The 17,589-nt window shown below is 66.3% G+C and carries 17 protein-coding genes and 5 pseudogenes; 10 read left to right on the forward strand and 12 right to left on the reverse strand.

Annotated elements, in window-relative coordinates:
• Window positions 1-120 precede the first annotated feature (120 nt).
• Both QMK34_RS37780 and QMK34_RS37785 read right to left on the reverse strand, forming a co-directional pair.
• A pseudogene (locus tag QMK34_RS37780) lies at window positions 121-960 on the reverse strand (IS256 family transposase); the annotation flags it as partial.
• A gap of 205 nt (window positions 961-1,165) precedes the next feature.
• Window positions 1,166-2,068 (reverse strand): IS982 family transposase, encoded by a 903-nt coding sequence (locus tag QMK34_RS37785; protein ID WP_326419571.1) that lies wholly within the window; start codon window positions 2,066-2,068, stop codon window positions 1,166-1,168.
• A 111-nt stretch (window positions 2,069-2,179) separates the two neighbouring features.
• On the opposite strand from QMK34_RS37785, the pseudogene QMK34_RS48100 reads away from it, so the two are divergent.
• The 6 genes and pseudogenes from QMK34_RS48100 to QMK34_RS37815 form a co-directional block, all read left to right on the forward strand.
• Window positions 2,180-2,464 (forward strand): annotated as a pseudogene (locus QMK34_RS48100) (IS5/IS1182 family transposase); the annotation flags it as partial.
• Window positions 2,465-2,485: 21 nt separating this feature from the next.
• Window positions 2,486-2,581 (forward strand): annotated as a pseudogene (locus QMK34_RS37795) (Rieske 2Fe-2S domain-containing protein); the annotation flags it as partial.
• A gap of 123 nt (window positions 2,582-2,704) precedes the next feature.
• Window positions 2,705-3,397 (forward strand): hypothetical protein, encoded by a 693-nt coding sequence (locus QMK34_RS37800; RefSeq protein WP_326419597.1) that lies wholly within the window; start codon window positions 2,705-2,707, stop codon window positions 3,395-3,397.
• Window positions 3,397-4,383, forward strand: coding sequence for a PDR/VanB family oxidoreductase (locus QMK34_RS37805; RefSeq protein ID WP_326419572.1), 987 nt, complete (start codon window positions 3,397-3,399; stop codon window positions 4,381-4,383). Before QMK34_RS37800 ends, QMK34_RS37805 begins: the two co-directional genes overlap by 1 nt.
• A gap of 88 nt (window positions 4,384-4,471) precedes the next feature.
• The gene (locus QMK34_RS37810) at window positions 4,472-5,230 is read left to right on the forward strand and encodes an SDR family NAD(P)-dependent oxidoreductase (RefSeq protein ID WP_326419573.1); all 759 of its coding nucleotides are present in this window, start codon (window positions 4,472-4,474) and stop codon (window positions 5,228-5,230) included.
• An 87-nt stretch (window positions 5,231-5,317) separates the two neighbouring features.
• Window positions 5,318-5,440, forward strand: a complete 123-nt coding sequence (locus tag QMK34_RS37815; RefSeq protein ID WP_326419574.1) for a hypothetical protein — start codon at window positions 5,318-5,320, stop codon at window positions 5,438-5,440.
• Between the two features lie 30 nt (window positions 5,441-5,470).
• On the opposite strand, the gene QMK34_RS37820 is transcribed toward QMK34_RS37815, so the two are convergent.
• The 8 genes from QMK34_RS37820 to QMK34_RS48110 all read right to left on the reverse strand — a co-directional run bounded on the left by QMK34_RS37820 (window position 5,471) and on the right by QMK34_RS48110 (window position 13,890).
• Window positions 5,471-7,585 carry an FUSC family protein gene (locus QMK34_RS37820; RefSeq protein ID WP_326419575.1) on the reverse strand — a complete coding sequence of 705 codons (2,115 nt, stop codon included), beginning with the start codon at window positions 7,583-7,585 and terminating at the stop codon, window positions 5,471-5,473.
• 302 nt (window positions 7,586-7,887) lie between these two features.
• Window positions 7,888-8,904, reverse strand: coding sequence for an amidohydrolase family protein (locus QMK34_RS37825; protein WP_326419576.1), 1,017 nt, complete (start codon window positions 8,902-8,904; stop codon window positions 7,888-7,890).
• A gap of 61 nt (window positions 8,905-8,965) precedes the next feature.
• Window positions 8,966-10,405, reverse strand: coding sequence for an aldehyde dehydrogenase family protein (locus QMK34_RS37830; RefSeq protein WP_326419577.1), 1,440 nt, complete (start codon window positions 10,403-10,405; stop codon window positions 8,966-8,968).
• Window positions 10,406-10,478: 73 nt separating this feature from the next.
• Window positions 10,479-11,357: a cyclase family protein gene (locus QMK34_RS37835; RefSeq protein ID WP_326419578.1), complete on the reverse strand. Its 879-nt coding sequence runs from the start codon at window positions 11,355-11,357 to the stop codon at window positions 10,479-10,481.
• The gene (locus QMK34_RS37840) at window positions 11,354-11,971 is read right to left on the reverse strand and encodes a nuclear transport factor 2 family protein (RefSeq protein ID WP_326419579.1); all 618 of its coding nucleotides are present in this window, start codon (window positions 11,969-11,971) and stop codon (window positions 11,354-11,356) included. Before QMK34_RS37840 ends, QMK34_RS37835 begins: the two co-directional genes overlap by 4 nt.
• Before the next feature lie 347 nt (window positions 11,972-12,318).
• Window positions 12,319-12,843: a MarR family winged helix-turn-helix transcriptional regulator gene (locus QMK34_RS37845; protein WP_326419580.1), complete on the reverse strand. Its 525-nt coding sequence runs from the start codon at window positions 12,841-12,843 to the stop codon at window positions 12,319-12,321.
• Between the two features lie 371 nt (window positions 12,844-13,214).
• Entirely contained in the window at window positions 13,215-13,511 is a 297-nt protein-coding gene (locus tag QMK34_RS48105; protein ID WP_442785307.1) for a hypothetical protein, read from the reverse strand.
• A gap of 70 nt (window positions 13,512-13,581) precedes the next feature.
• Window positions 13,582-13,890 (reverse strand): hypothetical protein, encoded by a 309-nt coding sequence (locus tag QMK34_RS48110; RefSeq protein WP_442785308.1) that lies wholly within the window; start codon window positions 13,888-13,890, stop codon window positions 13,582-13,584.
• A gap of 211 nt (window positions 13,891-14,101) precedes the next feature.
• Here QMK34_RS48110 and QMK34_RS48115 point away from each other — a divergent pair, with 211 nt between their 5' ends.
• The 3 genes and pseudogenes from QMK34_RS48115 (at window position 14,102) to QMK34_RS37855 (ending at window position 15,353) form a co-directional block, all read left to right on the forward strand.
• On the forward strand, window positions 14,102-14,404 hold the full coding sequence (locus tag QMK34_RS48115; RefSeq protein WP_442785309.1) for a WD40 repeat domain-containing protein: 303 nt from the start codon (window positions 14,102-14,104) through the stop codon (window positions 14,402-14,404).
• Between the two features lie 159 nt (window positions 14,405-14,563).
• Window positions 14,564-14,980: pseudogene (locus QMK34_RS48120) on the forward strand (hypothetical protein); the annotation flags it as partial.
• Window positions 14,981-15,002: 22 nt separating this feature from the next.
• Window positions 15,003-15,353: a transposase family protein gene (locus QMK34_RS37855; RefSeq protein WP_326419582.1), complete on the forward strand. Its 351-nt coding sequence runs from the start codon at window positions 15,003-15,005 to the stop codon at window positions 15,351-15,353.
• Between the two features lie 67 nt (window positions 15,354-15,420).
• Here the strand turns inward: QMK34_RS37855 and QMK34_RS48125 are convergent, their stop codons facing one another.
• Entirely contained in the window at window positions 15,421-15,717 is a 297-nt protein-coding gene (locus tag QMK34_RS48125; RefSeq protein ID WP_442785311.1) for a helix-turn-helix domain-containing protein, read from the reverse strand.
• A gap of 123 nt (window positions 15,718-15,840) precedes the next feature.
• Window positions 15,841-16,409 (reverse strand): annotated as a pseudogene (locus tag QMK34_RS37860) (AraC family transcriptional regulator); the annotation flags it as partial.
• Between the two features lie 61 nt (window positions 16,410-16,470).
• Between QMK34_RS37860 and QMK34_RS37865 the strand changes: the two are divergent.
• Window positions 16,471-17,424: an alpha/beta hydrolase gene (locus QMK34_RS37865; RefSeq protein ID WP_326419584.1), complete on the forward strand. Its 954-nt coding sequence runs from the start codon at window positions 16,471-16,473 to the stop codon at window positions 17,422-17,424.
• Window positions 17,425-17,589: the final 165 nt, after the last annotated feature.

A 17,589-nucleotide genomic window follows, 5' to 3' on the forward strand; every position in this document is an offset into this window, starting at 1 on the left:
TCCGAAACGACGGACAGACAAGCATCAATTGACCCGCGGTTATGCCGACATCGCAAGCCCCCACAGCGCGCCGACCTGCGCTGATCGATCATATATCGGCATAACCGCGATGTCGGGGTAATGAATGATGCAGGTCTGGACAATCGCGAGCGGCCACACGTTTGCCACAACATCCGGCAGCCCTTTCAGTCCGTCGCACACGACGAAGAACACATCGCCGATGCCGCGGTTCTTCAGGTCGACCAGGACGCTCATCCAGAACTTCGCTCCCTCGCCGCCCGTGCCCATCCACAGGCCCAGGACGTCCTTTTGTCCGTCCACGGTGACGCCGATGGCGGCATAGACAGGCCTGTTGGTGACCTGCCCGTCGCGGACCTTCACATGGATCGCGTCGATGAAGATCGCGACATAGATCGGATCCAGTGGACGGTTCGACCACTCCGTCATCTCGCCCACGACTTTGTCCGTGATCCTTGAGACCGTTTCCTTCGATACCGACGCGCCGTAAATGTCAGCGAAATGTGCCGAAATATCACCCGTCGTCATGCCCTTCGCATACAGCGACAACACGATCTCGTCGACCTCGCCTAAACGCCGCTGCCGTTTCTTCACAATCTGCGGCTCAAACGAACTGTCACGGTCTCGGGGAACGTCGATCTGAACTTCACCCGCAGCGTCGGACAGCACCGTCTTCGGACGCGTTCCATTGCGCACATTCGTCGAACCGCGACCAGTATCGGCCCGGTTCTTCTCGTGCCCGAGATGTTCGGTCATTTCCTCGTTCAGCGCCGTTTCCAGCACATTCTTGGTGAACAGCTTCAGTAGCCCGTCCGGGCCGGTCAACGCCAGCCCGCGCTCCTTCGCCTCGGCCACCATCGCCGCCGCGGCGGCCTGCTCCGGCGACAGCTGCCGCCCCGTCTCACTCTCGCTCTTGCGTGGACTCACAGCATCCAATGTCATCACTCACAGTGCCCATCCCGCCGGACCTCAGCCCGGCGTGTCGGGCCGAAAACACCGTTCCCGGGACAGTCCCACACCCTGCGGCACTGGCTGATGGCAGGGATCAAGATCCTACGTCGTGGCCGTGGGCGGCCTCGGACCAAGCCTGGTCATGTGTTGTGCGACAAGGCGTATTCTAGATCGTTGACCGGGATTTTGTTGCTGGTCAGTGGTCGTAGGCGGTCAGGGATCGCTTGGTGGGTGCTCCGATTGTCCAGTTGTGCCAGATCACTGCGTTGAGAGCGAGTAGGCGTTGGATGATGCGGGTCCAGAGGCCGGCGGGGACGCGGGCGTTGTGGTGTTCGAGGCCGAGTTGGTTCTTCAGGGTCCAGATGATCGCTTCGACGCGCTGGCGTAGCCAGTTGGGGAACGGCCGGGGTGTTTTCTCGTCGCGGCGGGCGGGGCGGATCAGTTGGAGGTCCAGGTCGGTGAAGAACTCTTCGGTGCCCTGGCCGGACAGGCCCTTGTCGGTGACCACCGTGCTGCCTGCGGCGGGGCGGTTGGTGGGCTGGCTGGTCAGGGTTTGGCGGGTCTGCTCGCGTTCCCCCATGAGTTTGGGGTTGGCCAGGCTGAACCCGGTGACCGTGCCGTCCGGGGTGGTGATCAGCAGCAGTTTGGCACCCCAGTAGTAGCGGCTGTGCGCGGACTCGTAGCCGTAACCGGCCCAGCCGAACAGATTCGAGCGTTGTGCGGTGGTCTTCGACTGGCCGCAGCCGATGGGGGTGCCGTCCATCAGCCGCAGTGGTTCGGCTGAACCTGGGGTGCGCTCAGCGAGCCATCTCAATGCTGCCTCCATCAACGGCGCGGCGTTTTTGAGTCGCTCGTTGTACTCGCTTTGCCGCAGGATGCGGGGAAACAGGTGCCCCACCCGGGACGCGGCGGCCCGTAGCCAGTGGTGTTCGTCGTTGTAGCGCAGCAACACCTGCGCCACCGCCAGGCACACCAGTTCCGCGTCAGTGACCGTCGGTGGGCGGCCTGGTCCCCGGCGGCGTGTTCCGTGCGCCGGGATGATCCGATCTTCCAGTTCGACGTAGAGTGCAATCAGAAGGATGTCCAGATCGGCGTCCACTCGGCCTCCATCGTCGACGTTGGGTTGCAACGCCGATCATGGACGCCCTTCGCCACATGGTCACGCACCCGGCACACGTGTCGCCACCAGCACCGAAATACCGGTCAACGATCTAGTCGGGGTATCCGGTCCTACCTGCGGCGACGGGGGATCGTCGCGACCATTCCCGAGCCCGCCGACCAGAAGAAGAACCGGTCGCGCCGTGGCCGCAACGGTGGTCGTCCACCGGCATTCGACCCAGAGTTGTACACGCAGCGCAACGCTGTCGAGCGGGCGATCAACAAACTCAAGAACCATCGAGCGGTGGCCACTCGGTATGACAAGCGTGACTACATGTTCCGCGGGACTAGTGATGTCGCCTCAATCAGGATCTGGCTCCGAGACCCCGTTCCATGATCCACGGGACACGCCCTAGTCCCACTGTCGCTGGGCCGGCTACGCGGCGACAACCTGATGTGCGGCTACCACGGCATCACCTTCGACCCGCAGGGGCGCTGCACGTTCATGCCATCCCAAGAGACGATCAACCCCAGCGCTTCAGTCGCCTCCTTCCCCGTGATCGACCGGCACCGACTGTGCTGGATCTGGCTCGGCGACCCCGAGCTAGCCGACCCGGACCTGATCCCCGATCTTTCGATGAACACCGATCCGGCCTGCGCGGGCGGTGGTGAGCTGCTGCACGTCGACTGCGACTACCGCCTCGTACTGGACAATCTTATGGACCTGACCCACGAGACGTTCCTGCACGGCTCGAGCATCGGCAACGACGCGGTCGCCGAGTCGCCGTTCACCGTCGAGCACACCGACACGACAGTCACCGTGCGCCGCTGGATGCGCGGCATCACCCCGCCACCGGCGATTCTCGCCGAGATGCGGCACCGATTCGCCGACTACGACGGCGGTCCCATCGACCGCTGGCAGATCATCCGCTGGCACGCCCCGGCCACAATCGTGATCGACGCCGGCGTGGCGATCGCCGACACAGGCGCCGAGCAAGGTGACTTCACTTGGGCCACGCGCGGTTACGTGGTCAACACGATCACCCCGGAGACAGACCGCACCGCCAACTACTTCTGGCTCCGGCTGCGCGACCATTCTCTCGAGGACGAAGAGTTCACCCGTGCCCAGGTGGAGTTGGTGCACAGCGTCTTCGAAGAAGACCGGGCCATGCTCGACGCTCAGCAGAACGCGATCGACGCCCACCCCCGATACGCCTTCTACAACCTCAACATCGACGCGGGCGGGATGTGGGTGCGCCGCCTCCTCGACCGGCTGATCGGCACCGAAGCCGACCGCGTCGGCAACCGCGCCATCGCCGGGAACCGATGATGGCTCACCGCCACTCCGCAGCCTGGGAACAGGCCACCGTCCTCGAATCCATCCTGGTCGCCGACACCGTGCGCCGCATCGTCCTGGACGTCCCCGGCCACCCGGCCCGGAGCCGTGCCGGGGCGCACCTGGACGTCGTTATCCCGGCCTCGAAACGAGAAATCATCCGCTCGTATTCCGTCGTTGACGATGGCCGACGTCCAGAGGGAGTCTCCATCGCCGTGCGGCTCGCGCCGCATAGCCGGGGCGGGTCAACGTTCATGCACACGCTGCAAGCCGGTGATGCGCTGCGGGTCAGCCCACCATTGCGGTCCTTCGCACTGACCACCCGGCGTGTGCCGTGTGTGCTGCTGGCCGGTGGCATCGGGATCACGCCGCTGATCGGCATGGCGCGGGTGCTGCGTGACCGCGGCCAGGACTATCAGCTGCACTACGCGGGACGCCGCGGTTCCGACATGCCGTTCCTCACCGAGCTCCGCGCGGACCATCCGGACCGCGTGCACATCGCCGTCGACGAACGCGGCGAGCGGGTCGACATACCCAAGCTCGTCGAGGGGCTCGCACCAGCGGCAGAGCTCTACGTGTGCGGTCCGCCGGGCATGCTCGCTGCGGCCGCCCGGGCCTGGGCCGCCGACGGACGCCCGGCGGGACTGCTGCGGTTCGAGAGCTTCGGCAGCGGAGGCACCCAGCCGGCCGAGCCCTTCGACGTGTGGGTCCCCCGACTGGGCATCCGCACCCGGGTTCCCGCCGAAAGCACGGCGGCAGAAGCCCTGGAGCGGGCGGGGGCCGAGGTGATGACCGACTGCCTCCGCGGCGAATGCGGTCTCTGCGTCGTTCCGGTCCTGGAGGTCGACTGCCACCTGGACCACCGCGACGTCTTCCTCAGCCAACGTCAGAAGAATCTCGACACCGAGATGGCGTTGTGCGTGTCACGGGCCACCGGCGGGACGGTCTGCGTGGACCTGCCACGACGGCCGGGGCCGTAAGCGCATCTTCCCGTGTGCGCGCCGCGGGAGTCCGGCCACTCCCCCACACTTTCTTCCGGGGCGCGCAGGGCCGAATCAGGAGCGTTCCATGTTCTCAAGTGTCAGTTCTTCACACACGGGGCGCATCGCTGTCGTCACTGGCGCCGCCGGCGGCTTCGGTCACGCGATCTCTTGCGAGTTGGCGCGCCGTGGAGCCGATGTCGTCGCAGTCGATCTCAAGTCCGCGACCGACACCGCCGACGCGGTCCGAAGGATCGGCCGCAGGGCAGTCTCACTGCGGGCCGATATCTCCGATCCCGACCAGGTCGCGGCCATCACCCCGGACATACTGTGCTTCGCCGGCCAGGTCGACATCCTCGTCAACAACGCTGGGGTATTCCCGTTCAAGGACATCTTCGAACTGGACTTCGCCCAGTGGAAACGCACCCAGGAAATCAACGTCGACTCCCAGTTCCTGATGGCGAAGGCCGTCATCGGCGTCATGCGGGACAACGAGTGGGGCCGGATCGTCAACATCGCCTCGAACTCGCTGGGGCTCGCCGTGCCGCAGATGACGCACTACATGGCGAGCAAGGGGGCCGTCATCGGTTTCACCCGGGCTCTGGCGACCGATCTTGCTCCGTTCGGCATCACGGTCAACGCCGTTGCCCCGACCGCTTCGCGCACGCCGGGCGGTGAGCACTTCATCGGCGACGAAATCCTTCAACAGGTCGCGCAAATGCAGGCGATCAAGCGCGTGGGCACGGGCGCCGACATCGTCGGCACAGTCTGTTTTCTCTCCAGCGACGACTCCGCGTTCGTCACCGGCCAGACCATCGTCGCAGACGGCGGCCTCTGGCGCGTCTAAGCTCTCCCTTCCCTCCCAGACAACTGCGCGTCACCCAGCACCTCGAAGCGGGCCTCATCTCGATCAAACCGCTGAGCCGACCTCACCGTGAAAACGGCGGAAGGCGACTGGCAGGCGGCTGGAAAGGCAGCGGTCTGGGCCGCCTCGGCGACGAGGCCAAGCCTCGACGACTTCACCGAGCAGAAGCAGATCACCCCGAACTACACGTGACCTGAGCCATCGCAGGCACCAGCTCCGTCCTCACGGGATTCTCGAGGCCGCGCTGGTGATCGCGAGGTTTCCGGAATCGCGGCTGGTGAGGTCCGCGGAGAGCTGACTGACAGCCAGATCGATTTTGTGCAGGCATCGAGCTGCGACCATCAGTTCTGGCTGTCCGACACCGACCGTCGTGTACACGGCGGCGATCAGGTCGTCATGGGCGGGGAGGGCGCGCGGTGGGGTCCGGCCGAGCATGTCGGATAGCGCGTTGACGTCCCGCTGGACGCGGTCTGCGAACGCCGCGAAGGCCTGTCGGGTGGCGTGGTCGTCGACGGTCTGGCTGACCCGCGCCAATCCATGGGCGTAGTGGGTGCAGTATCCCAGGATGCCCAGGCTGCGCAGGACGCCGCGGCGCCCGCTGCGGGGCATCAGGCCAACGGTGAGTGGACGGGCGGCGGCGCGTGCGGCGGCGAGCAATGGGTCCAGGCGGCGGGCCTGTGCGGTCAAGTCGTCGTGCGTGACGTTCGACAGTCGGCGTCCGGCGCTGTCGACGAGTTCGGCCAATGCCGCCAGGTAGGAGCGCAAGTGTCCGTGCCCGGTCGACCGGGTGTGAATGGGCAGCAGCACGACCGCGACCAGGATGGCGATAGCCGCGCCGGCCGCGGTGAGCTCGAGGCGGGTGATGAGGAGCCCGACACTGAAAGTGCCGAGCAACCCGTACAGCAGGGCCAGCATGAGAGTGACGCCTGTGACCATATAGGCGTAGGACACTTGCATCAGGTAGAAGCCGATGAAGAGCGAGACGAAGATCAAACAGACGGACAATGAGACGTTCCCCGCGACGAGGCTGGCGACCACCGCTCCGGCCGCGACGCCAAGGACGGTGCCTGCCACCCTGCTCCACCCGCGGACGAGAGTCTCGCCGCGGGACACCGTCGGTCCGTAGACGGCGAAGGCCGCGATCACCGCCCAGTACCAGCGTTCCGGTGAGAGCAGCTCACCGGCCACGATCGCCAGCGCCGTGGCCACCGTGACCTGGATGGTCCTGCGGTGGGAGAAGGAAAGCCGCTGCAGCCATGACAGCTGTGCGGCGGGTGGCAGCTCGTCCAGTGCGGCTTCCTCGCCGCCGGTGATGGGGCTTCCTTCATGGTGGACCGGTGGCACCGGTTGCCCAGCACTGCGCGGGAGCGGCTCCGCTTCGAAGGCGGGAGGCGTGTCGAGGCATCCAGTTGACCGCGCGAGACTACCCAGCGCTGCCGCGACCAGCCGGTACTCCGGCAGGGTGGACGGCGCGGTTCGGACACGCTCGGCCAGGGCGTCAGCTTCGGCACGTCGTCGCGAAGCCCCGCGACCGAGCCCGGCGTCGAGTTCGTCGACGGCGGCTGCCAGCGTGTCACGGACCGTGCCGACGGCGAGCGCGTCCGCGCCGCGACCGGAACCTGAAACGGCGTGCCGCCATGCGTGGGTAAGGTTTCCGGCCGCGAGCTCGACGTCGAACAGCCCCAGGCGCAGCGCCTCGGTGTCGTCGGTGTCGTCGGTGTCGGGATCGAGCAGCCGATCGATCATCAAGCTGGTTTCGCCGACCTGCTCCAGCCGCCCCACTAGCCGACGGTTGTACTGCTCGTCGAAGGGGTGTCCGCGCAGGCCTGCCGTGACGACCTCCAGCAGCAACCTGAGGCGGGCGAGCAGGGTGTGTAACGCACGACGGCGTTGCCAGCCGGGACGTGTCGGCATGGCGAACGTCATCGCGACGCTGACCGCCGTGCCGATCGCCACCGCGAGGAACAGCCACGGCAACGTCGCCAAGTCGACGCCAAGGAACACTGCGAAGAAGTTGGTCATGAAGGCCGCGAGGCCAAGGCCGACCCACCTGGGACCGAAGCGCTGCACGGCTGTGGCGGCGGCCGCGATCGCGACGAACGCGAAGTCGGTAGCGACGGGGTAGGGCGCGAGCAGCGCTCCTAAGGTGACCGAAACGGCGGCGACAAGCAGCATCAAGAGCCCGGTGATGAGCCGCTGCGCCGGCTGCGGGTCCACAAGGGACATGGACGCGACCATCGCTACCATCATGCCCAGCATGGCAACCGTGAACGGCTGTCCCGCAATCTGGGTGACGCCGAGCAGTATGGCCAGCGCCACCAGGAGACCGAGCACCATTCTGGTCGCGGTGTGCAGCCGCGCGAGGCCCGGGTCGGAGGCCGCCGCCCGGTTGGCAACCCGTCGTAACCACCCGCCGACACCGTCGGTGCGGGTTGGTGCCCCGGGTGCCGGCGACACCGTCGCCGGCACCCGAGAGTGAGATCCATCAGAAGCGGGGCCTGGCTTGGGCCCTTGGGCCTCGAGATCGGATGGGCTCATGATCCTCTCCTACGTCCGAGTCGATGATCGGAGTCTCGCCCGGCGCGCCGGAAACGGGTTGGCTCGCCGCCGATCACACGCCGGGCTTCGCGGCAACGGGCTCAGCATCCGAGAAAGTGCTCCGCGTTCAGGTGGGCGAGCTTCGCCTTCTCATCCGGGTCGATCGGGGCGGTCTCCACGAAGGCCCGCGCCCCGCCATTCCCGCCGAACCGGCCCTTTGACCCGCCGTAGGGATCGTCGTCGCCGAACATCACCCGGTCCGGTCCGAGCACGTCCATCGCCTGCCTCAGCATGCGGTGGCTGAAGATGCCGCCGGCGGTGACACTGAGGTTCGCGGTGATGTAGTCGAGGATCGATCTCTGGAGCTGGGGGTTGGCCGCGCTGAGCAGGTCAGCCCGGTCAGCGAACGGCACGAGCGTCTCGCCCCAGTGTCCAAGGATGACCTGCAGGTCCGGATGACGGTCGAAGGTCCCCGCCAGGATGAGCCGGAGGGTGGCCAGACCCGCGTCCACGTGCCATCCCCAGCCGCCCGCCGACAGGATCATGTTGGTCCGGTCGTCGAACCCGCTGAAACAAGCGTCTCGAACGGACTGGGGTGGCAGCGCGGGATGGATATACAGCGGCACCCGCAGGTGTGCCGCTGCTTCGAACACCGGCCGGAACTTCTCGTGGTCGAGGTACAGCTCGCCGGTGCGAGGGAAGAGCAGCGCGCCGACCAGTCCGAGGTCGGCGACGCAGCGCTCCAGTTCCCGAGCCGCGGCTTCCGGATCCGATGTTGGCAGCGTGGCGAACGCGGCGAAGCGGTCAGGTCGCGCGCGGACAGCGTCCGCGAGGAAATCATTCGCGTCCCGGGCCAACGGCACCGCCTCCGCGGGGGGCAGCGGCTGGGTGCCAGGAGACGTGATCGACAGGACCTCCAGGTCGACCCCAGCGGCGTCCATCCGAGCCAGCCGCTCGTCCCCGACGTCGCGCAAACGCCGATCGGTGTCCTCTTGGCTGCTCAGCATGTTGACGGTCTCGTCGCCCCCGAACTTGAGCAACGCGTCGCGCAGCTCAGCCGTCCATGCGTGCTCCTCGACGCCGATCACGCGCCGCACCGTCGAGTCTACTTCGGACATCAGTTCACTCCCTGAAAGCTCGGCCTGCTTGCGGTGGTAACGGACTCGTGACCGTTGAGCCCTACGGGCGCGGGATGGACTTCGTCAGCAGGTAGCCCGACACCAGGTCCATGCCGTCGCCAAGGGAGCTGTGCTTGTAGAAGCTGCGCACGAGGTTGACGTCGGGTGCGCCGTGACGGCCGTTGATCAGCACCTCGCCGGTGGCCAGCCGGCGTGCGAAGGCGCTGGCGCGGTCGATGTCGCGGCTGAAAACGGCGCCGCTGAGCCCGAAGTCGGTCGCGTCGTGCAGGGCGACAGCCTCGTCCTCGGTGTCGTAGGCCGACACGGTCAGGACCGGACCGAAGATCTCCTCGGAGAAGATTCGCATCGACGGGTCGACGTCGCTGAAGATGGTCGGCGTGATGTAGAAGCCGGTTCCGAAGGCCTCCGCCCGGCCGCCGCCGGTGACCAGGCGAGCGCCCTGCTCCCGGCCACTGCGCAGGTAGCCCTCGACGCGGTCGCGCTGGCCCGCGGTAGCCAGCGGCCCCATGATGGTCGCCGGGTCGGTCGGGTCACCGAACGGGATGCTCGCGAGCTTGGCCGCGGCGGCCTCCAGAACCTGGTCACGCAGCGTACGCGGCACGATGATCCGGGTGATCGAGTGGCAGACCTGACCTGAATAGGGCAGGCACCGCCATGGGATCGCATCGGTGAAGGTCTCGAGGTCGGCGTCGTCCAGCAGCACGGCGGCCGACTTGCCGCCGAGCTCGGCGTTGACCGGCTTGAGTGCCTGGGCGCACGTGGTGGCGATCGCCTTCCCGGCTTCGGTTGAACCGGTGAAGGACACCTTGTCGATTCCCGGGTGCGCGACCAGAGCAGCACCGGTGCCCGCGCCGCCGGTGACGACGTTGACCACGCCCGCGGGGACATCTGCCTTCCGGCAGATCTCCGAGAGCAGGTAACTGTCCAATGACGTCTCCGGTGCCGGCTTGACCACGACGGTGCAGCCGGCCGCGAGCGCGGCTGCGGCCTTCATCCCCATGAGGGCCGTCGGAGAGTTCCACGGCGCGATGGCGGCCACCACGCCGATCGACTCGCGGCAGATAAGATTGCCGTACTCGCCACCGGGAAGGATCTCCTCGGACCGCAGCTCGGCGGCCTGTGCGGCGGCGTTGCGGTAGACCATCTCCGCGATGCGGACGTCCTGTTCGACCCACCACCTGGGGGCGCCGTTCTGTCGTGCCACCAGCGCGGAGAGCTCATCGGCGTGTTCGGCGATGCCGTCGGCGATGCCGTTGAGGACCGTAGCCCGCTCGGCTCCGGTTGTGGTGCGCCACTGCGCGAAAGCCCGGCGGGCGGCGGCGACCGCTCTCCTCACGTCGGCTTCGTTGCCGTCGGGCACGCTGCCGACGATCTGCTCGGTCGCGGGGTTGACCGCGGTGAAGCGAGCAGTGGATTCGGCATCGACGAACGCGCCGCCGATGAACAGATCACTGCGATCGATGCGTGATTCGGTCTTCACTAAACTCCTCCTTGGGAATGATTCTCGATATCCGATGGGGGCCGGCCGACCGTTACGGGGACGATCGGCTCGGTCAGAAGATCGCCAGCGGATTGACCGGGACACCGCTGGCGGCGCCCAGGCGGGGTGGCGCGGCGACGAAGAGGAAGCTGTAGCGCCCCTCTTCGTCGCAGGCAGTGGCCAATTCTTCCGGGTCGGCGACGTCGACGAGCGGCATACCCAGGCGGGCCAGGCCAACGCGATGCAGCGCGCCCGGCGCACGTGGGTCGACCGGCGGGTGCGCGTCGCCGATGTCACCGGCGTACACGGCTACGTCATGACGGTGCATCCAGGACACGGCGTCCAGGGTCATCCCCGGCAGATGACGGTCGCGGCTGGCGGCGTAGTCCCAGCCGCCGCGCACCACGATCGCGTCCCCGCTACGCACCTCAACTCCGGCTCGATCGCATGCGGAGTCCAGATCAGCGCCGGTGACGCCATGTCCGGCCGGCAGGGCCGCGCCGGGGGCGAGATCGAGTAGCAGGCCCCGGGTGACCACACCCTGCGCGAAGATCGCGGTGGACCCGTGCCGGAAGCCCGCGGGGCCGCCGGCTTCGTCCAGCGGCTTGCCCGGGTAGACCTGGCCATCAATGACCTGGTGCGCGAGCGCGTCGAAGTGCGTCACATCGGGACTGTGCGTCATCAGCACGACCAGCTCGGCCATCGCGAAGGGGGAAGCGCCGGTGTACAGCCCGGCCTGCAGCACGGCGGTCGACGCCGCGCCGGACGCGGCGGCCGGTCCCGCGACCAGCGGCGTGGTCGGCATGGGCCGGGACAGCGAGACGGTCCGGCCGGATCGCGCCTCGGCGACCGCCCGCGCCCGGACGTCATCGGTGATCAGGTTGAGGGTGCCCCGCTCGTCGTCGGCGCCCCACCGGCCCCAGTTGGTGGGAAGCTCGTCCGCCTCGGTCATGCGCGGCTTTCCTCATCGGCGCGCTGCGCGCCCATCCAGGTGAAGGCCTCGTCGTACAGCGAGTCGACGGCGTCGGGCCGGTCGATGCCGTACAGGTCGGGACTGACGGTCTCGCCCTCCAGGGACCGGGTGTAGGCCAGGAACCGGTACGAGTGCCGGAGTCCCCCGAGCGCACCGGGGTCGACGTGCAGGTCGGCTCCGGGAACAGCCGACTCGAGCGTGTCGGCTTCGTTAATCGCCGTCAGCGAATCGATCCGCCACACGCCTTCGCGTGACTCGGCCCGGTAGAGCAGTCGCATGAATGACACCAGCACCGACTCGACGCCGTTCACCGGGATCCACCGGGTCGTGGTCGACGGCAATTCGACGACGGCGCGCTGCCCGGCATGCCGGACCACCGGCGCACCCACCCGGTTGACGATCGGACCGCTGCTGCCGGCGGACCTTGCCCGGGCCCCGGCCACAAACGCCTGCGCGCTGCCCTGTACCCAGCTTGTCGTGACCGTCGCATCGGGATGAAAACAGTCCCCCAATTGATCCGCGAGCCCCCGCACTCGGGCCTGCCGCTCCCACAGCACCAACTGGGCGATCTGCGTTACGTCATTTGTAGTCACAACATCCTCCTTATACATTCCACAACACCTAAAAGACAGCACGGACCGACGGACACAACCGTTCCCCAGAAAGAGATCAACGGCAAGTTGACCGTTCGCCAGGTCCGGATGCCATAATTCGCGGCCATGCGATAGTCACGGCGTGAATTGCGTTCGTGTAGCCAGCGACGCAGCTGTTGTCGGTCCGCCTGGCCTGGGCGGGGAAAGGCAATGGCACCTGCGACGATCACCCGTCCGTGGAAGAATCCGAGTTCTCGCAGCCGTTAAGGGGCCGCCGCCATCGGGCCTGTCACATCTGCGGCCGTGCGACCACAGTCCGCACTAGTCACCAGCGGCGTCGACAGCGTTCATCGCTGCACGTCGCCGGCGATGAACGGCGCATCAAGGGGAATGACCGCGCTGCGGTCCCCGGCGCCCAGCCCGGCCGCCGACATCGACGCGACGCGCTTGTCGACCGCGACGAGCATCCGCAACAGTGCCGCTCTGTCCTCTTCGGACAGGTCCGCGAACATCTGGGGGATCACCTCCGCGCGAGCGATCATCGCCCGCTCGTTGGCGCGGCGGCCGGCAGGGGTGATGCACACCAGACGCACTCTTCGGTCCTGGGGATCGCCCCGGCGCTCCACAAAGCCGTCACGCTCCAGCCCGTCCACCAGTTCAGTGACCGTCCGCGGCGCGACCTCGAACGCCGAGGCCAGCGCGGCCTGCCGCACCGGCCCTTCAGTCAACGCCCCGAGCATCCGCTTCCGAGCCACGGACAGACCGTGCTCTTTCAGGCGCTCATCCAGCACCCTGCGGATCCTCGTGACACAGGTCAGCAAGTGTTCCGACAGCTCGAACTCATTCATTCGCTTCACCTCGACTTCGAGCATACACCCTCATTGTGAGGGCCCACAACAACTAGCGAGCCGAACCGATCCCGCGGGGTTCGCGGCCAGCCGGGCGCCGAGCTGCGGACGGGGATCGCGGAGACTCGGATCCCGTCGCTGGTATCGGGTGAGTGCGTGCCGGTCCGGGTGGATCAGGTCACAGCAGAACAGGCTAGGGCGATGCTGACCGCCGGCCTGGCGCCAATGCCCGCACAGCTCGTGGCGGGGCTGGCGGCGGAAACGGGCCGGTGGCCGTTGTTGCTGCGGCTGGTGAACAAGGTCCTCGCCGACCAGGCCATGACGGATCCGGACGTGGCCGCGCGGGCGCGCGAGTTGGTGAATCGGTTGCGCCGGTCGGGTGCGTTGAAGCTTGATCAGTTGACCGGCGAGGCTGGGCAACCGCTGGACATCAACGACCCCCACCAGCGTCGGCAGGCGGTGGCGGCCACGATCGAGGCGAGCACCGGCTTGTCGACGCAGACGGAACGGACCCGGTTCGCCGAGTTGGCGATCTTCGTCGAGGACGAGACGGTGCCGGTCGGACTGGTCGGCCGGCGGTGGCGGGCCACCGGTGGGTTGGACCTGATGGCGAACCGCGCGTTGTGCGCGAGAGTTGGTCGGCTGGTCTTGCTCACGGTGACCGGTACCAGCGATGGTGGCATGGTGGGCATGCACGACGTGGTTCGTGCCTTCTTGCGCGAGGAACTCGGCCTGGGGGGCCTGGTTGAACTGCACCAGGTACTACTGCAGACCGTCGCGGCCGATCTTCCGCTCGCCCCATCCCTTCGTCCTGAAAAGCACCGTGAGAATGGCGGTCAGGAAACGGCGTGGTGGAAACTGGACGAGTCTGCGCGCTACCTGCGGGACCACCTGATCGAGCATCTCCTCGCCGCCCGGGGGATCCGTGCCGCCGAAGCCCTGGGCGGAGACCTGCGGTGGGTCACCACCCGGCTGGCCCAGGCCGGTCCGACCGCGGTTGATGCCGATCTGACCCTGATCGACACCCCAAAATGCGCCCGGCTGCACCGGCTGTTCGAGCAGACCGCGCACCTGCTTGCCCCCACAGACCCCACCCTGTCCCGGATCGACATCCTGTACAGCCGTGTGGCCCATACCCCAGACTGGGGAGCCCAGGTCACCGCCCTCACCCGCAACCGCACCATTCCCAGGCTCACCAACCGCTGGCTGCTGCCAGATCTGCCCCAATCCGCGCTGCGCCGTACGTTCACCGGACACACCGCATTGGCTGCATACGCTTGCCGTGGCGCAGGATGGCAGTTGGCTGGCCACCGGCACCGAAGACGGGACAGTGCGCATCTGGGACGTAGCCACCGGAACCACGCGAGCTGTATTTACCAGCCACGTAGGCAGAATGTTTTTGGCGGCGGTGGCGCCGGATGGCAGCTGGCTGGCGACCAGCAGCGTCCACGGGCGGGTGTGGATCTGGGACGTAGCCACCGGGAGCGAGCGAACCGCGTTGAAGGGCCACAGACGGAGGATATCTGGGGTGACGCTGGCGCCGGATGCCAGTTGGCTGGCGACCGGCAGCGACGGGAGCGTGTGAATCTGGGACTTGCCCGCCGGGACCAAGCGGGCCGCGTTGGCCGGCTCCGTCTCCGGCCGGGTGCATGCGGCGGCGCCGGACGGGACCTGGCTTGCCACCGCTGGCTACATCGGCGCTACGGTGCGCATCTGGGACGTGGCGACGGGGACTGAGCGGACTGTGTTGGCCGGCCACACCGGCACCGTGCTCGCGATCGCGGTAGCGCCTGACGGCACCTGGCACGCGACCGGCAGCCTGGAAGGCCCCAGATTTTCCGGACTGCGGAATTTGCGTTTCCTTATATTACTCCCTGCAGTTTCAGATACTCGATGCGGGCCTCGTAAGGAGGCCGGTATCCGTTCGCCGCGTGAAGACGCCTCCGGTTATAGAACAGTTCGATGTACCGCGCAAGCCGTCTCTGCGTGGGGCGCTGATGGCGGCGGCGAAAGCGACTGGTCACTCGCAGGTGATCGTGGACGGCACGCTGATCCACACCGATCGACTCTCCGTGCCCGGTCCACCCGCGGAGTGGACCTGTGGCGGTCGGGCAAGCATCACCATCACGGTGGGAACATGCAAGTTATGTCCGCCCCGGACGGGCGGCCGCTGTGGACCTCCGATGTACGCCCCGGTCGCGAACACGACAACCAGCGCCGCGCGCGCCGACCCCGATCTACTGACACGGATCACCGACTGGATCAGCGACGGCGCCCACGCCTTGGCGGACTTGGGCTACGAAGGCGAACCCGAGACGTTTACAATCCCTTTCAGGAAAACCAAAAACGGCGAGCTCGCCACCGACCAACAGTCCTACAACGCCATCCACAGCGCCCTAAGCTGCCTCGACGAACGAGCCAACTCACTGCTCACAACCGCCTACAAAGCCCTACGCCGCAACCGCGGTTGCCCCTGGCGCATCGGCAACATCGTCGCAGCAGCCCTGGTCCTACTCCACCACGGCACTACATGATCAACAAGACCAATCACACAACGCCACCAAAGGTTACACGGAAATTAAACTGACAGCCCGCGGCCTGTTAGTTTGATTTCCGGAGGGCGGAGAAATCGTGCAGGGGGGAGCGCCCGAACATTCGCTTGTAGTCCCGACTGAAGTGCGCAACACTTGCGTATCCGACTGCCGCTGCCGCTTGCGTCACGCTGAGGGATTCCGCGATGCTCTGACGTCGAGCCTCGTGTAGACGGAGGCGTTTGTAATAGATCAAGGGTGTTGTGCCGGTTGCTGACTTGAAATGACGATGCAGGCTGGTCACGCTCATACCCGCACCGCTCGCGAGCTCCGCCATGGTGAGTGGGACATCGAGGTTCTGTGTCATGAGAGATGCCACCTGCGCCACGTGGGCAAGGGGGCTGTGGTAGTTCACCAGCTGTCGTAGGGCGTCGCCTTGAGGGCTGGTCAATACGTGGTATGCGATCTCACGTACTGCGTCAGCAGTGAACAGTTTCGCCGCTCGCGGGTCTTTCGACAGTTTCAGGAGGCGCCGGAGAGGATCGTAGATGTCAGTGGGTGCCGCGTGTACCGAGATGGCCTCGTTGACCGGCGAGGACGTCGAGCCACATGGCACATGAGTTCGGCGACCGTGCTTCGGTCGAGCGGCACCCCGACCGCGACGTACGGCGTTCCCGGGCCGGCGCACAGCACTTGCGCCAGCGCGGGCAGGTTCACTGTGACGATAACGAGCTGGGACTGGTTGTAGCGAACGACCCGATCGTCGAGCAGTAGCTGTTTCTCGCCCTGCAGGACCACATAGAGCACGGGGTCGAACAGAACAGGAAGAGCCGAGGTCGGCAGCGGCTCGACGTAGATCCGCACCCCCGGCAGCGCAGACCGGCGCACCGGGTCGGCATCGATCTCCAACGCGAGCCGCGTCAGCTCCTGCAGCAATGAGTCGGTCTCGGCGGTGTCCGTGGACTGGCTGTTCTTCCGCTCAGCTAGCGAGACCAAGTCAGCCACTGTCTGCTCCAGGTGGAAGGATTTGGCAAGAAATTGGCGCTTGTAGGCAACCATCTCGTCGCATGTCTTGTTAATCTGATCATATACGCACCATCATGAACGAAAGGAAGAGCCGGTGTCAACGGACCTGATCACCACCGACCACCAGTCGATTGACCCGGACATCAGCGCGACTCTCGACGCGATTGCCCGAGCCATCGCCCACGGAACACGCTCACCTCTGCTGCACACCCCTGCGGAGGAGGGGTTGGACTTCACCGACTTCAGCTTCCCTTCCACCGACGGTACGCCCCTCGAGGCCTGGTTCATCCCCCGCGCGGTGTCGGACCGGCTGATCATCTGCGCTCATGCATTCGGTTTCAGCCGCGCAGGATTTCCGTCAGGAATCGAGCCGTGGAAGTCGAGCTTCGGAGTCGGCAACGACTACGACATCAACTTCGTTGCCGATTACAAAGTGCTTCATGACCACGGGTATAACGTCCTCGCGTTCGACTTCCGCAATTTCGGCCAGAGTGGTACCGCCAACGGTGGCGTCCAATCGGCGTTTCGGTTTGAGGCTCGCGATGTGCGGGGAGCCCTGGACTATGTCCGAAACAACCGCGAGCTCGCCGATATGAAGACCGGCATCTTTGCCCGCTGCATGGGAGCCAACGCGACGTTCCGAGCTATCCACGACGACCCGGCCGCATTCTCGGACGTGCGAGCGCTGGTGGCTCCACTGCTTCTGTCACCCCGCCTGATCCTCGAGCACCAGCTCACCGATGCTGGGCTCGGTCAGTACGTGGACGAGGTCGATCGCCGGCAGCAGCTGTTCACGAGCGTGACTCTCGCCGATTCCTCTCCGATTCACTGGGCTCCGTCGGTAGCCATTCCGACCCTGACCTACGGTGTCCGCCACGATCACCTCGTCGAACCATGGGACCTCGAGTCCACCTACGATGCGGTGGCAGCAAAGGACAAGGACATGTTCTGGATCGAGGACTCCACGTCCCGCTGGGACGGATATACCTGGTTCCAGCGCCACCCCGAACGCATCATCGAGTTCTTTGATGCTCGGCTGAGCTCGTAACGAAGACAGTACGTTGGCTGGGTTGGGCATCGCGCGCCGCTAACACCAGCTCTATGGCATCGAGGCGGCCGCGCTGGAAGTCCGTCAGCATTATCTCATCCAGCCCGGCCTTGATTTCCCCGGGGTCACCGGCGCAGGCGCACGACGATGGTGGTGGTGACACGG

Origin of the sequence: Amycolatopsis sp. H20-H5 (assembly GCF_035828755.1) — a bacterium.
In the GTDB taxonomy this organism is placed as follows: domain Bacteria; phylum Actinomycetota; class Actinomycetes; order Mycobacteriales; family Pseudonocardiaceae; genus Amycolatopsis.